The following is a 15,376-nucleotide window of genomic DNA, read 5'->3' as shown; positions in this document are numbered from 1 at the left end:
TTGCCGTTAGCGCCAAGTCTCTCGAACCGGAAACGAAGGAGGAGACGTCATGAACGAAACATTCGATTCGTTGGCGACCGGCGAACGGCCGGCAGGGTGGTCGTATACCCAGTTGGAAGAGGCGTTTGCTATCGTGGCGGAAGTTCCGGATTCGACCCGCAAAAGCATGCAGATCAGCAAGGCGGCTGCCACGGACGTCAGCTTTTATGCGAGGACCCCTTTTCCGTCGGGATTGGAGAAAGCGTCCGTAAGCGTTCGGGTCATGGCAATGCAGACGAATGCGCTCGTCTACGCGCCTTCGCTTCTGGGCGGAAACGGACAGGCGCTCGTCCAGTTCGGCTTCAACAGCAACGGCTACATTTCGTATTTGGAAGGAACGAGATGGATCCCTCTCCAGCGCTACGAAGCAGGCCGCTGGTACGATTTTACCCTGGCGCTTGATACGGTTGCGCAGACCTACGATATTTCGATTGACGGCGTGCTGACGAAAGCGCGAATCGGCTTTCAAACGTCCGCGGTTATCGCGCAATTGCAGATCGGCATTTTCCGGACCGACGCCGGCACCGCGTATTACGACAGCATCGGCATCAGCCCTATCGCGCCGTGCAACAACTGACGGTACAGCCGGCTTCCACCCTTCTCGAGGTCGGCGATCGCTTGGGCTTGGCCGTATCGTTCGAGCCGGCGGACGCGACGTTCCGTTCAGTCGAATGGAGTTCGAGCAATCCGCTCGCGGCGAAAGTGGATGCGAACGGGATCGTGACCGCGGCAAGCTCGGGCGAAGCCGTCATCGCGGCCACGGCATCGGACGGCGGCATCCGGGCGACGAGCGTCGTCCAGGTGCAGCCTTCGGACATCGTGCTAGGCGAATTGCTGCACGAGACGTTCAACCGCCAGCCGATCGGATCGCCGCCTGCCGGCTGGTCGTTCACGACAACCGACGGGGCTTTCGCGGTAATCGCCGAAGCTCCGTCGACATCCGGCCAGGCCATGCATATCGTCAAGCCGATTCCGACGGACTCGAGCTTCTATGCAAGGAACGTCCTTTTGCAGCCCGCCTCCAAAACGACGCTCGTCGTCCGGGCGATGGCGATGCAAAACAACGCGATGGCATACCCCGCATCGGTCATCGGAACGAACGGGCAGTCGGTTGCGCAAGTCGCGTTTTACAACGACGGATATTTAGCGGTGCTCGTCGGCACGACATGGCAGCGGGTTCAGCCTTACGAGCCCGGCCGCTGGTACGAGTTCCGGCTCGAGCTTGACGCCGATGCCGGGACCTACAATTTCTTCATCGACGGGTCGATCGTCCGAACGCGGCTTCCGTTTCTCAACCCCGTCGCCCGGATCGAACAATTGCAGTTCGGAATCTATCGAACGGAGAGCGGGGCGATCTATCTGGATTGGATCGCCGCTTACGACTACCGCGCCGTCGAAACGATCGGGCTGGAGCCGGCGGAGTTCCGGCTGTCCGTCGGGAACCGGCAGCAGGCGACCGCGAGGATCATGCCGGATAACGCCGCTTTTCGATGCGTCGAATGGAGCTCGAGCGATCCGGGCGTCGCCGAGGTGGATATGAACGGAATCGTCACGGGCAAAAGCGCCGGGGAGGCGACGATCACGGCAACGTCGGCGGATGGGAGCCTGAGCGCCTCCGCAGCCGTCGAAGTCTTTTACCAGCCGGTTACGGGAATCGAATTGAACGCAGCCGAAGCGACGCACCCGGTCGATTCCATCCTCGATCTTGAAGCGATCGTGCAGCCGGCGAATGCGACGGATCGGGGCGTGCGTTGGAGTTCGAGCGACGAAACCGTCGCCGTCGTCAACGAGGAAGGGGAAGCGTTCCTCGTCGGAACGGGCACGGCCGTCATTGCCGCCGTGTCGAACGATGGCGAGTTTCGCGCGGAATGCGCCGTAACGGTCGTTCCGCGAACCGTGCAAGCGGACTATTACGTGTCTCCTGACGGCGACGACGGCAATCCGGGGACGGAGGCGGCCCCGTTCGGGACGCTGGAGCGGGCTCGCGATGCCGTCCGGGCGATTCAGCGTCCGCTGATCGGGGACGTGAGGGTCATTCTTCGCGGCGGAACGTACGCGCTGAACGATACGTTTGCGCTGGACGAACGGGATTCGGGCTCGAACGGCTACCGCATCGTCTATCAGGCTTATTCCGGCGAGAAGGCGGTGATCGGCGGCGGCAAGGCGATCACGGGATGGACGCTGCACGATCCGGAGAAGAACATTTACCGCGCCTACGCGGGCGGCGATATCGAAACCCGCCAATTGTACGTCAACGGCGTGCGGGGCATACGGGCGCGAAGCGCAGGCGGACTTTCAAACGCGACGTGGGACGACGGCGTGGTCGGCCATACGACGACGGATACGTTTCTGGCCGAGTGGGGGAACGTATCCGATATGGAAATGGTATACAAATCATTGTGGACCAATTCGCGCATGGGCGTGGAATCGATCACCGCGGAGAACGGGATTGCGACGATCAAGATGAAGCAGCCCGGCTGGTATTACGTTACGCATAAAGGAAGCCATTCGGCCAAGGCGCCCTGGTATTACGAGAACGCCTACGAGCTGCTCGACGAGGAAGGCGAATGGTATCTGGACCGGACGACCGATACGTTCTATTACAAACCGAGGGAAGGAGAGGATCTCGCTTCGGCCGAGGTTATCGCTCCGGTCCTGGAGAAATTGATAACGGCGGAGGGCAGCAGCCTGGATGCGCCGATCCGGGACGTTCGGTTCGAAGGGTTGAGCTTTGCTTATACGACCTGGCTGCATCCGAACGGAAGCATCGGCCACCCGGACGCCCAGAACAATCACATCCGCACGAACGGCATCGACACCCTTCCCGATGCCGCCATAACGGTCAGAAGAGCGAACGGCATCGTCTTCGAGCGGAACGAATTCAGCAAGCTCGGTTCCACTGCTTTGAAGATGGTTCAAGGCGTTCGCAACAGCATGATCCGCGGCAACAAGTTCTATGATCTTTCGGGCGGGGCGGTCACTATCGGGGAACCGACCCGCAACGACCCGCCATCTTCGATCCGCCGGACAGCCGGCTGCTCATGAAGAACAACGACGTCGTCAACAACTATATTCACGACATCGGGGTCGAATATCGTTCGGCTTCGGCCATTTCGGCCGGATTTCCGGTCGATATGGACATCAGCCACAACGAGATATTCAACATTCCGTACAGCGGCATTCATATCGGCTACGGCTGGCAATTTATTCCGACGTCGGCCATACGGAACGTGAGAATCGAGCGCAATTTCATCTACGACCTGCTCGGAGCAGGCCTCTACGACGGCGGGGCCGTCTATACGCTCGGAGGAACGGGAGGCACGGCGGATTCGCCAAACGTCATCGCGGAAAATTATATCAAAAACCAGATGAATCAATCGGGCGCGCTGTACCCGGACGAAGGGTCGACCTTTTGGCGAATCGACCGCAACGTGGTCGATCTGCGCAAATCGACCTTCTGGGAGAACCAATTCGTGCCGCGGTGGCTGCACATCTGGACGAATTCGATCCGCGAAATCACGCTGGACGGCAACTACACCACGACGGCCTATTTGCAGAACAGCGGCGTCGATATCCGGATTACGGATACCCGCGTTTATCCGAACGGCCAGTGGCCGCAGGAAGCGCTGGATATTATCGCGCGATCGGGATTGGAGGCGGAGTACCGGGATATCGGGGAAATGCGGCTAGGCGAGGTAGCGGCTCCGGAAACGGTCAATTTGAATAGCGGCGAGTTTTTCGATTTGCCGATCGCGGTGCTGACGCCCAAGGGGGAGCCGTTCGACCTCGGCAACGTGACCCGGATCGAGTACGGATCGGAAGATGCCGGCGTCGTCCTCGTGGACGGACAAGGAAAGCTGACGGCCGCAGGCTCCGGAAAATCGAAGGTTACCGTGGCGGTCACGGCAGGAAACACGACCGTGACGGCGACAGTAAACGTATATGTCGACGACCGGTTGGACCGGATCGAACCGGCGCGTCCCCATGAAACTCCGGTTCACGTCCTGCTGGACTCGTCCAAGCGATTGGAGACGATCGTGCTTTCTCTGTACGGACAAATCCTTTCGAACGCGACGCTGCAATTCGCCAGCCGCGATCCCGACATCGTATCGGTCGATGGCGACGGATGGCTCGCCGCTCATCTCCCCGGCGCGTCGATCATCGACGTGACGGCCGCTTATGAAGGAGCCGTCGTGACCGAATCGTTCGCCGTACAGGTCATCGATTACAAGGGCACGGCTCTAAACGACGCGATCGCGGATTTCGATGCCTGGCTTCTCGACGGCCACGGAACCAAGTCCGGGGACGAAAACTCGATAACGCTGTTTACCCCCGGAGTAACGCCCAGCGGATTCGCCGCGTACCAGGGAAGAACGTACGGAGACGACCAGCTTGTCTTCTTCATGAACATCGAAAGCATTGTCGGCTGGCCTTCGATCAGCCTGCGGAACCGGCAGCCGGACCTGAGCATCTTCGACGCCGGCAACGAAGCGTATATGATCACGTTCAAGCCGGACATCATCGAGGTTCAGCGATTCAATGCCGGCGTGCGAACCGTGCTGTTCGGCTTCATCGAAGGACAGCTCGGAATCGGCGGAGAGGCCATTCCCAACCGCTACTTTACGTTCGGTCAGGATATGCTGGTGCAGACGGCGGCCGTGAACGAGGCCGGGGGCGTGAGGCTGACGCTCCGCGTCAACGGATATCCGGTCATGGATTTTCTCGACGAAGGAGACGGCCGCATCGCGGAAGCGGGGTACTTCGGCGTCTATGCGAAGTCGGGCAACATTACGTTCCGCAACGTTCCGATCGATACGACGCCTCCCACGACCGTCGACGATGCGCAGCCGGGCTGGCACCGTCAGGCCCAGACGATTACGCTGACCGCGACGGACGACAGGGGCAGCGTGGCGAAGACGATGTACAGCCTGAACGATGGGCCTTTTGCCGAAGGCAATACGATCGCGGTCGACGGCGAAGGCGCGCATACGATTCGCTATTACAGCATCGACCGAGCCGGCAATCAGGAGGTCGTCCGGCAGACGCAGGTGAAGATCGACCTGACGCCTCCGACGATCGAGATCTCCGCTTCGGCGATCGGCCCCGCGGGAACCGTTCCCGGTCCGACGTTCGGTCTTACCGACCGGATCCAGGTGAGCGTATCGCTGGCCGATGCGTTGAGCGGCATCGCGAGCGGCAACGCCACGCTCGACGGGGAAGCGGTCGCCCTGGCGTTCGTTCTGGAACCGATGGAGCTGTCCATCGGCAGCCATACCGTCGCGGCCGAAGCTTTGGACCATGCGGGCAACGAAGCCGTCGGGCAGTATGTGCTGGAAGTGCAAATGGACTTGTCCCAACTGAAGTCCGTCCTGAAATATGCCGGTCAAATGGGCTGGATTCGAAACAGGCTCGTCTTGCACAGCCTGCTGGCCATGGCCGATTACCTGATGCGGCAAACGGACCGGAGGAAATTGCTTATTGGCTTGAAAGCGCTGGAGAACATGGTAAGGGCATTATCCGGCAGACAGATCGACGCGGCATTCGCCGACAGGATGATCGAGGAGATTATTCCGCATCTGGCCAAACCGTAATCGGGCCTTCTGCCGGATGCCCGCGAAGGAAAGGTGAATTAGACGTGAACGATCCATTGGAACGGTATGCATTCGATCTTCGCAAAAGCACGGCGCCTCCCAATCATATCGGCGTCGGCAGCCTGTTCGGAGTGACGTCGCCGCTGCACGGGACGGTTATGGGCGTTATCGGATGTTTTTCTCCCCCATATGCGGCAGGCGAGCTGCTTCTGAGCGTACGGCTGGAGGCGGATGACCGCTTGATCGACGATGCCGGAAGTCTGGGCAAGGACGATTGCGGCTTGCTGCCGGCCGCAATCGTCTGGCGGCCGGACCGCATCGTGCGAAGGGGACCTACCATTGGCGGAGAGAGGGCAAGACGCTGTCATTCTCCGTCGTCAGCGAGTTGGTCCCGCTGTCCGGAGCCGCCGGCTTCGTCCTCGTCATCCGGGCGAGAAACCGCAGCGGAAGAGCCGTCCCGTTGCGAATCGTCCCGCGATTGGATCCCGGTCGGGTGAGAAAGGTCCCGCTCGGCGAATGGAATTTCGTCCCCCCTTCCGGGGGACGACTGCCGACAAGCCGGGGCGACGGGATCTGGGAGAGCGAAGCGGTTCGAATCTCGCTGCGGCATGAAGGCCTTGCTTTTCATCCGGATCATGGCGAAGAGGCCGTCTGTCGATTGGCCGTCGTGCTGACCGACGCCGGAGCCGATGCCGAATCGGATGTCGCGGAACCGAGCCTGGCCGAGCGGGAAGACGAGACGACCGGGCGGTGGCGGCAGCGAATTCGCCAAGCGGAAGAAAGAGTGCCGCGGCTGGAGAGCGATATCCCCGGACTGGAAGACTATTACCGGCGTTCGCTGATCAGCGGACTGATCTGCCTGTGGGAGCATCCGCTCTTCAAAATCCAGCCGCTGCCTTCCGTATCCGGAATGGACGGAGGAGGCATCAACAGCTATCCGTGGGATGCCGCGGGTTACGCGGGGCAAGTGCTGACGATGCTGCTCGGCGCGGACAAATCGATGGAGTACCTGCGTTTTATGGAAGAAGGGGGAATCGACCGGCACATCAGCTTCGCTCCCGACGGAACGGGAGATAAGCCGTTCGCTTACTCCTACAGTCTGTGGTCGTTCGTTCATTTCGCATGGTCGACGTTCTGCCAGCATGGGGCCGATCGCGAATGGTTTTCCGTCCTTCGGCGGGTGCTGGAAGTGGATGAGCGTCGTCTGTCCCGGCACGGAGATCTGCTGGATTACGGGGAGCAGCATCATTTGCTGGAAATGCGCGGCAGCGGCTACGAACATGTCGTTTGCAGCCCGAACGCCGAACGGGCGTGGTGTTACGAGCGGCTGGCCGACCTGGCGGCATTTTTCGGAATGGAGGGGGCGGCCGGGTGGAAGGAGCGAGCGGACCGGATTCGGGAAGCGATTCGCGAGGAATTGTGGGACGAATCCGCCGGCTGGTTTCATAGCGTATATCCGGACGGACATCGCGAGCTCGTCTATTCGATCCAGGCATACGACGCGCTGCGCATGGGGGCTTGCACTTCGGAGATGGCGATGGCATTGTTGTCCCATTTGCAAGATGGGAAGTTTCTCGGGCCGTACGGCGTATCCAGCGTTTCCGCCGAAGACGAGCTGCACTATGAATTGAACGACCCGGATTGGTCGGGAGGCGGAAGCTTCGCCGGCGAGGGTCCCATTCTGGCGCAAACGTTGTGGGAGACCGGCCACCCGGACTTGGCCTGGGATGTGCTCAAGCGGCATTTGTGGATGGGGAGCCACTTGCCTTATTTCCCGCAAGAACATTATTGCGACCGTCCCATGACGCCTGCCCACAAGCGTGCCAATAACATTTCGGGTTTGGCCGGAGTCCAGGCTATCCTATTCGGCATGGCGGGCATGCGGCCGCAGCTCGACGGCAGTCTCCTGGCATTCCCCCGGCCGCCGGCCGAGGGCCGCGTGACATTGATTGGCTATACGTTCCGCGGGCATCGCATCGACGCGCACATGGAGCCGGGTTACTGCCGAATCGATCGCGACGGGAGCTGCATTTACGAAGGCGCGCCGAAAAGGATCCGAGTGGTGTAGTTCTTATTGCTTAACTTTGCTTTGGCAGACCCGTTTGCTGCGGTCGGCAATCCGGCGCAATCCGGAATTTGACGGAGGCGATGCGAGCTTCGTTTGAGGAAGGCTGGATACGGTCCGTCATTCCGAAATAACGGTCGATCGAGGCCGGATCGGCTCGTCATCCGAAATAGCGGTCTGTCGAGGCCGCTAATTGCGAAATATCCCGCAACGCAGGGAAATAACGGCCCGCTGAGGCCGTTATTTCGTTTAGAGGAGGCCGAAATCGGCTCGTCATCCGAAATAGCGGTCTGTCAAGGCCGCTAATTGCGAAATATCCCGCAACGCAGGGACATAACGGCCCGCTGAGGCCGTTATTTCGTTTGGGGGAGGCCGAATCGGCTCGTCATCCGAAATAGTGGTCTGTCGAGGCTGCTATTGGCGAAATATCCCGCAACGCAGGGACATAACGGCCCGTTGAGGCCGTTATTTCGTTTGGGAGAGGCCGGAATCGGCTCGTCATCCGAAATAACGGTATTGGAGGAAGTCATGACTGGCTTCGAAATCACGGGCTGCCTCTGACGACGACAACCGGAAAGACGGTGTCCCGGCTTTGCGGAGCCAGGCTTGTTGATTAACCACGAAATGGCAGCCAACAAATCGCTTCTCGCTTAAGGCTCATTTTCTTCCGCTAACGGAGATGGGGTTCGCTATTTTGACAAAATCGTGCATTTTCAAAATGTAATGGAGCTGAGCGCCCTTATTTCCTCATTTTCCCCCGTTTACGCGTCGAATTTTCGTTAATAGCGTACTCCAGTTCCGTTACATTCTCCTAAACCTGAATTTCGACGAAATAAGGTCTCTGCCATCCGTTAGCGCGCTGCTTGCCGTCCTTTCAACCGAACAATCCGTCGATCAAACCGATGGGCCGGCAGAGGAGGATAATGCCGGTTTTCGATCGGGAATGGACTAGCCCCCATTGTCCACGCCACAAAATTTGGTCAATCAACAGGCATACTGCGGCAAACGTATCCGTCCTGCAAAACTCACGTCCGGCAAAGAAGACCAGACATCCGGTAAAGCAAACGTAAGACTCCGGGAGGGCGGCCGCCTCGGCCAGATCCGGATTCGCTTTCGGGAACCAAAGATGTGCGCGAAAGAAAATTAAAGTGAAAAAGATCGGCAAGCCTTTTCCCGTTATTTCAGCAATCCATGAGAAATGTTATCCGCGCATTCCTTATATACTTACATCGGAGGAAAAAGAATAAAGGTTGTTATTGACTTATTAAACTGTAACCATTAAATTAACAGATAGCGGTGCAGAAAAAGCTCCGCGTAAATAAACCTACGGATAGGGTAGAGGGAGAGAATTCATGAAAAAGTACAATACTCGCGCGATCATGGCGTCTTTGCTGATCTGCGGCTTTATCGGCATGTTCAGCGAAACGGCGCTCAACATCGCCATAAGCAATCTGATGGAGGTGTTCCAAATTTCGGTGGCGACGGCGCAGTGGCTGACGACGGGGTTCCTGCTGACGCTGGGTATTCTGATGCCGCTGTCCGGATTGCTCCTGCAATGGTTCACGACGAGGCAGCTGTTCATCGCCTCGGTGACGAGTTCCATCATCGGAACCTTGATCGCGGCGCTCGCGTTCAATTTCGAGATGCTGATGATCGCGCGCGTCCTGCAGGCGGTCGGAATGGGGCTCTTGATTCCGCTCATGTTCAATACGATTCTGGTCGTCTATCCGCCGGAGAAACGCGGCGCGGCGATGGGATTCGTCGGTCTCGTCATCATGTTCGCTCCGGCGACCGGGCCGACCGTGGCGGGCATTATGATCGAATATTTGACTTGGCATTTCATTTTCTGGTTGTCGCTTCCGTTCCTCGTGTTCGGCTTGCTCGTCGGCCTGAAAAATCTGGAGAACGTCACCGAAGTGACGAAACCGCGCATCGACCTGCTGTCCGTCCTCCTGTCTACGCTCGGCTTTGGAGGCGTCGTTTTCGGCTTCAGCAAAGCGGGCGAAGGGGAGGAGGGATGGACGAATCCGGTCGTCGTCGCATCGATCGCCATCGGTCTCGCCGCGCTTGCGCTGTTCGTGCTTCGTCAGCTGTTCATGCGAGAGCCGATGATGAATTTGCGCGTGTTTAAGTACCCGATGTTTATCGTAGGACTGCTGCTTGTGCTTACCTGCATGATGATCATTTTGTCCAGCATGATCATTTTGCCGATGTATTTCCAGAAAGGCATGGAACTTTCGGCATTTGCCGCGGGCCTGATGCTGCTGCCGGGCAGCGCGCTGAACGGGTTCCTTTCGCCTCGCATGGGCAAGCTGTTCGACAAATACGGTCCGAAGTGGCTTGTCCTGCCCGGGCTTGTCGTCGTGGCGGCCGCGTTATGGTTTTTCTCCGGCGTCACTCCGGCTTCCTCGGTCGCGCTCATGATCTCGCTGCATATTTGCCTCATGATCGGCATTTCGATGGTATTCATGCCGGCGCAGACGAACGGTCTGAACCAGCTGCCGCCGGAACTTTACCCGCACGGCACCGCGGTCATGAACACGTTGCAGCAGGTGGCGGGCGCGGTCGGAACCGCCGTCGCGATCAGCATCTTGACGCACGGCATGGAGCGGTATCTCGGCGCGTCAGCGGCTCCGAACGAGGCCGCCGAGGTGGCGAACGCGATGGCGTCGGGCTCTCAGAACGTGTTTCATTTCGCCCTGATCGTGACGTTGTTCGGGCTGGCGATGGCCTTGTTCATCCGCCGCGTCATCGTGTCGCACCGGGCGATGCATCCGTCGCATTGAGCGGCGTTTAGGCAAGCACTGAACCGGAAGCAACAAGCACTCCGAAGCGGAGTCTTGTTGCTTTTTTTTGCGGTTTGTTCTTATGACGAGCGACCATCCCGATTAAGATTTATCCTGATTCCGCAGCGGAAGCGGAGGCGGGGCGGCCGGCAGCTCGATCTCCGCCTGCATTCCCTGCTCGGGGCTGCTTGCCAGCCGCAGCTCGCCGCCATGCGCCCTGGCGATGCGGGCTACCATCGGCAAGCCGAGCCCGCGGCCGTTCGCCGCGCGGCGCCGCTGCGTCGAGGCGTACGGCAGCTCCAGCAAGCCGGACAGGTCGCCGGCCGCGACTCCCTTGCCGTCGTCGGCTACGATCAGGGAGCAGGTGCCGCGTTCCGGCGACTCGCTCGTCCGCAGCACGATCCGGCAGCCTTGCGGATTGTGATCGATGCTGTTGTGCAGCAGGTTGAGCACGGCCCGCAGCAGCAGTCGCTCATCTCCGGCTGCGACAGTCCGCTCGCCGGGAACGTCCAGCTCGAGCGCGAACCGTTCGTCCAGCCCGTTGTTCAATACGTCCGACGCTGCCCGGCGCGCCAGCGCCGCGAGGCGGATCGGCTTGACATCGAGCGGCTGCATCTCGTACTCCAGCATCGATACCAGGTTCAGATCGCTGACGAGCGAGCGCAGCTTCTCGGCCTGGCGCCGGATAATGCCGGCTTTTCTTCGCTGCTCGGACGGCACGTCGGCGCTGTCCTCCAGCTCGCTCGCATAGCCGAGCACCAACGAGAGCGGCGTGCGGATATCGTGGGAAATGCCGGCGATCCAGTTGGAGCGCGCTTCGTCTCTCGTTTTGAGAGCGGCGTTTTTCCGCTGCAGCAGCGCGGAGGTGGCGTTGATGCTGCTCGCGAGAGAAGCGAGCATGCCGCGCGGTTGGATTTCAACGCCTCGGTCGTGCGGCAGCGCATGGATTCCGCGGATCAGCGGCCGGATCGACCGGATGAGCAGCGCGCCGATCGCAAGCGACAACAGAAGCGCCAAGGCAAGGTTGGCGATGACCAGGACGACGGAGCGGAATGGCAACTCGTGCAGCCAGGAGACAGGAAAGTCGACGGCGTACTTGGCGATGCTGCCCTTGGGATAACCGACGACGAGCAACCCGCTTTCGTGCTCCCAGACGAAAACGGGATAGTCCATCAGATAGTGTCGGGACATTCGCGCCACGTCGGCAAGCGAGTAGACGCGGGGCAGTTCGTCCGGCAGCGCGTAGCTCCAGACGGCGGTCCCGCTTGCGTCCAGCAGCATGGCCCAGGCGCGGCTCGCTTTCAATTGCCGCTCCGCCTCCGCGCTCAGCGCGAAGCCGCCGCCGTCCGCCGTCAGCCCTTCCGCCGTCAGACGTACGGTGTCGGCGGGCGGTTGTCCGCCGCGCATCCCCTTGAACAGCCACGCGCCCAGCATGACGAAATTGACGGCAAGCAACAAGACGGAGATGCAGAGGGTCGCGCCGACGAACCGCCGCAAGATAGGGGCCGCCCCGTCCAACCTCATTCTTCCGTCTCCATAGGGGCCGCTCCGTCCATGTTCATTCCGCCGCCTCCAGCTTGTAGCCGAGCCCTCGGACGGTCAGCAAATACCGCGGCGCCGACGGCGCGGCTTCGATTTTCTCGCGAATCCGGCGAATGTGCACCATCAACGTGTTTTCATAGCTGTCATACTCATCTCCCCAAACGGCCTGGCAAAGCGCGTCGCTCGTGACGATGCGTCCCCGGTTTTCATAGAGCTTGAGCAGCAGCGCCCGCTCTTTGGCCGTCAACGGCTGCTCGCCGTCCGGTCCCCGCACCGCGGCGCCGTCCAAATCGACCGTGTAACCGCCGAGCCGGAAAGCCGGATGCCGCCCCTCCGTCGGAGCGGCGTACACGCGGCGCAAGACGGCGGATAGCCGAAGCGACAGCTCGCGCGGCAGGAACGGCTTGACCATGTAATCGTCCGCGCCGAGTCCGAGCCCGAGCAGCCGATCTTCATCCTCGCCTCTTGCGGACAGGAACAGGTCGGGAATCTGCGAAAATCGCCGAATCGCGGTCAGCAGGGCAAACCCGTCTCCGTCCGGCAGCATGACGTCCAGTATGGCGGCATCCGGCTTCTGGGACCGGCAAACGGCCAGCGCTTCCTCGCTGCTTGCGGCATGATAGATGCGAAAGAAACCGTCCTTGCGCAAAAAGCCGTCGATCATCTGCCGAATGTCGGGATCGTCGTCAGCCAGCAGTATCTTTTTTCCTCTCCATTCCTCCATCATGGACGGCCCTCCTTCTCTGTCACCATTATACCGGGCCGCGCCGGCCGAGAACCATGCCCCCGGACGGATTTAAGGCTGCCGTAAGGCAGGCTTCAGCTCGGCGTAGGAACACCGTGTCATACTTGGGTTCGAAATACGACGCATACGACGCAGGGGTCCATCCAGACGGGAGTGAATTCGGAACATGAACGCGATTATATCCACAAACGGACTGTCCAAAAAGTACGGCGACGCTTACCGGGTCCGCCAGGTCGACCTGACCGTGTACGAAGGGGAAATCTACGGCTTCCTCGGGCCGAACGGCGCCGGCAAGTCCACCACGCTGAAAATGCTGCTCGGCCTCGCGAAGCCGACATCCGGCCAGATCCTCGTCTTCGGCCAGGATCTGCGCAAGCACCGCCGTTCCATCCTCGCCAGGACGGGCTCGCTGATCGAGTCGCCCTCGGCTTACCACCACCTGACCGGCCTGGAAAATATGCGGGTCATGCAGCGGCTGCGCAACGTGCCGGAGCGCAACGTGACGGAGGCGCTGCGAATCGTCCGCCTCGAAAAGCAAAAGGACAAGAAAGTCGGCCATTATTCGCTCGGCATGAAGCAGCGGCTCGGCATCGCCATGGCGCTCATGGCCTTCCCGAAGTTGCTCGTGCTCGACGAGCCGACGAACGGTCTCGATCCGGCCGGCATCGGCGAGATTCGCGAGCTGATCCGGTCGTTGCCGCAGCAATACGGCATCACCGTGCTGCTGTCGAGCCATTTGCTGTCGGAGATCGAGCAGACAGCCACGTCGGTCGGCATCATCAGCGACGGGCAGCTGGCTTTCCAAGGCAGCATGGAGGAGCTGAAAAGCCGCAGCCGTTCCCATATCGCCGTGCGAACGCAAAACAACGAAGCAGCGGCGCGGCTGCTGGCCGCCGAAGGGCTGGCGCCATCCGGCGGCGGCGACGGGTACTTGACGTTTCGCGAATGGAGCGACGCGCAGGTCGCGCACTGCAACCGGGCGCTCGTCGGCGCCGGCATCGACGTCGTCCGCATCGAGGAGCGCAAGCGCAGCCTGGAGAGCATCTTTCTGGAGCTTACGGGGAAGGAGAGCAGTCTGTGATGCACGCGATCCGACTTGAATTTTACAAGCTGCGCCGCAAGCGGCTGACGCTCATGTTCGCGCTGTTCCTGGCCGTGGAGCTGGGCTGGGCTTTCGCGTCGCTCAGCATGTCGATCGCCCGCCGCCCGGACAATGCCGGCTGGCCCGCCGCCATTGCCACGGTCGCCTCGATGAACGGCCTGTTCCTGCCCATCTTGTCGGCCGTTATCGTATCCCGCATATGCGACATGGAGCATAAGGGCCAGACATGGAAGCTGCTCATGTCCGCTGCCGTCGCCCGAAGCCGCATCTATGCCGCCAAATACATTGCGGCTTGCCTGCTTCTGGCGGTTGCCGTCGCGCTGCAGGCGGCGGGCATCGCGGCATTCGGCATGGCCCGGGGCTGGGCCGAAGCCGTGCCGGTCGCGCTGCTGCTCCGGTACGCGGCCGGGACGATGCTCGCCACCGCGGCGATCGTCGCGCTGCAGCAATGGCTGTCGCTCGCCGTCAAAAACCAGGCGTTCGCGCTGGCGCTCGGCATGCTCGGCGGCTTCGCCGGCATGACGGCGGACTTATTCCCCGCCGGAATACGCGCCGGGCTCATCTGGTCCTACTTCACGGGCTTAAGCCCGGTCACGTTCGGCTACATCGACGAGACGATGAGATACGTGCTGCGCGACATCTCTCCCTCGCACGCGCTTGCCGCGCTTGCGATGGGGGCAGCGGCGTATATCGCCGGCAGCATCCACGTTTCCCGGCAAGAAATATGATTCGCGCAAAGCCCGTTTCCTATTTCCCGAACCAGGAGGGATTTTATGCTCGCACGCTCCATCCGGGCGGAATGGCTCAAGCTGCGCCGCTCCCGCATTTGGCTTATTCTCGTATCGCTGCCGGCGATCAGCATGCTGATCGGCTGCGCCAACTATGCCTTCAACCAGGGCGCTTTGCAAAACGGCTGGTACAGCTTGTGGACCCAAGTCGGCTTGTTTTACGGGGAGTTTTTTTTGCCGATCCTTGTCGCCATCCTCTGCGCCTATTTATGCAGACTGGAACATGCGAACAAAAACTGGCATTTGCTCCTTACCGCTCCCGTTCCCGCCGCCCACCTTTTCATCGCGAAATTGGCGGTGACCGCGGTTTTGCTGGGCTTCGTACAAATTTTGTTCGCGCTGCTCTACATCGGCGCGGGCCTCGGCTTCGGCCTCGGCTCCGAATTGCCTGCGGCTCTCGCCGGCTGGGCCGTTCGCGGCTGGTGGGCCTCCGTTGCCATCGGCTCCGTTCAGCTTTGGTTGTCCATGCGGATCCACAGCTTTGCGGTGCCGATCGGCATCGGCGCGAGCGCCGTTTTCATCGGGTTGGGCCTGTACGTGGCCAAGCTCGGCCTGATTTTCCCGCACTCGCTGCTGACCATCGGCATGGGGGTGCTCAGCCAGCAGAGCTTGCCCGCCGCCGAAATCGGCCTGTTTTACGCCATGACCAGCCTGTACGTCATCCTCGTCTCCGCGCTCGCCATCCGCCGTTTGCGAACCGCCGATGCGGCGGCTTGAC

General features: G+C 60.5%; 11 protein-coding genes. 9 read left to right on the top strand and 2 right to left on the bottom strand.

What is annotated here, in order from left to right; all coding sequences use genetic code 11:
- Nucleotides 1-49 precede the first annotated feature (49 nt).
- The 6 genes from JW799_RS26625 to JW799_RS26600 all read left to right on the top strand — a co-directional run bounded on the left by JW799_RS26625 (nt 50) and on the right by JW799_RS26600 (nt 10,481).
- The gene (locus JW799_RS26625; RefSeq protein ID WP_205432548.1) at nt 50-616 is read left to right on the top strand and encodes a hypothetical protein; all 567 of its coding nucleotides are present in this window, start codon (nt 50-52) and stop codon (nt 614-616) included.
- Entirely contained in the window at nt 604-3,084 is a 2,481-nt protein-coding gene (locus JW799_RS26620) for an Ig-like domain-containing protein (RefSeq protein WP_205432546.1), read from the top strand. Before JW799_RS26625 ends, JW799_RS26620 begins: the two co-directional genes overlap by 13 nt.
- Nucleotides 3,081-5,630 (top strand): OmpL47-type beta-barrel domain-containing protein, encoded by a 2,550-nt coding sequence (locus JW799_RS26615; RefSeq protein WP_205432545.1) that lies wholly within the window; start codon nt 3,081-3,083, stop codon nt 5,628-5,630. Before JW799_RS26620 ends, JW799_RS26615 begins: the two co-directional genes overlap by 4 nt.
- Before the next feature lie 44 nt (nt 5,631-5,674).
- Nucleotides 5,675-6,127, top strand: coding sequence for a hypothetical protein (locus JW799_RS26610; protein WP_205432543.1), 453 nt, complete (start codon nt 5,675-5,677; stop codon nt 6,125-6,127).
- The gene (locus JW799_RS26605; RefSeq protein WP_205432541.1) at nt 6,124-7,698 is read left to right on the top strand and encodes an MGH1-like glycoside hydrolase domain-containing protein; all 1,575 of its coding nucleotides are present in this window, start codon (nt 6,124-6,126) and stop codon (nt 7,696-7,698) included. Before JW799_RS26610 ends, JW799_RS26605 begins: the two co-directional genes overlap by 4 nt.
- A 1,349-nt stretch (nt 7,699-9,047) precedes the next feature.
- Nucleotides 9,048-10,481 (top strand): DHA2 family efflux MFS transporter permease subunit, encoded by a 1,434-nt coding sequence (locus JW799_RS26600; RefSeq protein WP_080837702.1) that lies wholly within the window; start codon nt 9,048-9,050, stop codon nt 10,479-10,481.
- Nucleotides 10,482-10,583: 102 nt separating this feature from the next.
- Here the strand turns inward: JW799_RS26600 and JW799_RS26595 are convergent, their stop codons facing one another.
- Nucleotides 10,584-11,999, bottom strand: coding sequence for a sensor histidine kinase (locus JW799_RS26595; RefSeq protein ID WP_080840895.1), 1,416 nt, complete (start codon nt 11,997-11,999; stop codon nt 10,584-10,586).
- A 40-nt stretch (nt 12,000-12,039) separates the two neighbouring features.
- Nucleotides 12,040-12,747, bottom strand: coding sequence for a response regulator transcription factor (locus tag JW799_RS26590; protein ID WP_080840896.1), 708 nt, complete (start codon nt 12,745-12,747; stop codon nt 12,040-12,042).
- A 187-nt stretch (nt 12,748-12,934) separates the two neighbouring features.
- Between JW799_RS26590 and JW799_RS26585 the strand changes: the two genes are divergently transcribed.
- Genes JW799_RS26585 through JW799_RS26575 form a run of 3 tightly spaced genes read left to right on the top strand, consistent with a single transcriptional unit; the run spans nt 12,935 to nt 15,375 of the window.
- The gene (locus tag JW799_RS26585; protein ID WP_080837705.1) at nt 12,935-13,849 is read left to right on the top strand and encodes an ABC transporter ATP-binding protein; all 915 of its coding nucleotides are present in this window, start codon (nt 12,935-12,937) and stop codon (nt 13,847-13,849) included.
- A complete protein-coding gene (locus tag JW799_RS26580) occupies nt 13,849-14,598 on the top strand; it encodes an ABC transporter permease (protein WP_080837708.1) in 750 nt (249 codons plus the stop codon). Before JW799_RS26585 ends, JW799_RS26580 begins: the two co-directional genes overlap by 1 nt.
- A gap of 45 nt (nt 14,599-14,643) precedes the next feature.
- A complete protein-coding gene (locus JW799_RS26575; RefSeq protein ID WP_080837711.1) occupies nt 14,644-15,375 on the top strand; it encodes an ABC transporter permease in 732 nt (243 codons plus the stop codon).
- Nucleotide 15,376 lies beyond the last annotated feature (1 nt).

Source organism: Cohnella algarum, assembly GCF_016937515.1.
Classification (GTDB): domain Bacteria; phylum Bacillota; class Bacilli; order Paenibacillales; family Paenibacillaceae; genus Cohnella; species Cohnella algarum.
The sequence above is the reverse complement of the archived record's forward strand: the minus strand, read 5'-3'. Positions and strand labels throughout refer to the sequence as shown.